Genomic DNA, 1,453 nt, shown 5'->3' with positions numbered 1-1,453 from the left:
CTAGACAAAATGACACCAAATGAGTTTTACTATGATCAGCTACCGCAACAAAACAAGGTGGCTTAACTAGAGCAGAATATCACTTATAAATACGCTTTTAGTTGTTCAAACAAGTGGAACCACCTCTATCAACTGGCGACACCGCTTCGTGTCATAAGCACCATCGGTATAAACGAAGTCAATATGCTCATCTTGAGGAATCTGATCAAGTAGATCACCAAGTACTTGTGAATCACTGACATTATTTGTCGTAAGCTGAACATCACGTATTTGCAGTGTTTCAGCATCTATACCAAGATGCAGATTACGCCATTGCCGACGGTATTCAGGCTGATGCTTCTTACGCTTCCATTCGCCTTCACCTAAAAATTTTAAACCCGTAGAGTCGACGAGTAGGTGTAACCCATCACGACTTTTCTGGTAGCTAATTTGAATATCAATATACTTTTGTCTTCTACAAAGCGTCGTGAAGTCTGGTGCTGTCCAATCTAATCCGCAAAGTATAATTAAGCTTTGAACAAAACCAGTAACCATGCGTAAAGTGAGTCTAAATATAGATTTGATCATCAAACAGCATTGAATCGCTATGTCGGAGTAGGTTTGACTTCGACCTTGTTTGCCTTGAGGTTCTGCATACCATTGTGTTTTTGGATCGAACCAAATGGCAATATTCCCATGATTAATGAGAGCTCTGTTATATGCGAGCCAATTGGTTGTGCGGTAGATTTTGTGTGTAGGCTTCTTCATTTGGAAATTATATCGCTGAAAAAGCCGTTACAGATAGGTTTGTGCAACAAAGCCATTTACCAAGTAAAAGTTTCCGTTTTTATCAGCACACATCACTTTACTACGTGTACTGCAAACTGGCGAGTTTGAGCTGTTAGGTGATACGAAAACCCGGAAAACTAATGTTTGAGTGATGGTGGCTTGCAATGAAAGCCTGAAAAAAAGCAGTGGAAGAGGGCCGTTTCCGTAGTGACCTATATTACCGCTTAGCTACCTATCCAGTTCTGATTCCTTCTTTGAAAGAACGCCGTGAAGATATCAATCTGCTGGTTGAATACTATATCCACTTCTTTGAGAAGCAGTATCACAAGACATTTAATGACCCCAACCTTGGCAAGGTCACCGAGATTTATTTCATTAAATGATGTTATTTGTAAGTATATGATTTAATTGGTAAGATGTGGTTTTTGGTGGGCTAAAATTTAGATCAATTTAGATCATTTAATGTGGTTTTGGTCACTTTATTTTAGACGTTTTAGTTTATAAAAGTCACCTATGTTTTGATGCTGATTTTCATGAGAAATAATGATAATATATAATTTAATAGATCTCTTTCATAAATCAAAAAACGATCTTCTTTTTGGTTAATATTTGCACTCCGGATTTCTTAGCATTCGTGCATAATCTGCGGATGAAATACATCGATTCAAACAAGCTTTCTGATCCT

The 1,453-nt window shown here is 37.8% G+C and carries 1 pseudogene; it reads right to left on the bottom strand.

What is annotated here, in order from left to right:
• Nucleotides 1-126: 126 nt before the first annotated feature.
• Nucleotides 127-747, bottom strand: a pseudogene (locus FTT98_RS17745) (IS5 family transposase); the annotation flags it as partial.
• Between the last annotated feature and the right edge of the window lie 706 nt (nucleotides 748-1,453).

This window comes from Acinetobacter sp. YH12039, assembly GCF_013420015.1.
In the GTDB taxonomy this organism is placed as follows: domain Bacteria; phylum Pseudomonadota; class Gammaproteobacteria; order Pseudomonadales; family Moraxellaceae; genus Acinetobacter; species Acinetobacter amyesii.
The sequence above is the reverse complement of the archived record's forward strand: the minus strand, read 5'-3'. Positions and strand labels throughout refer to the sequence as shown.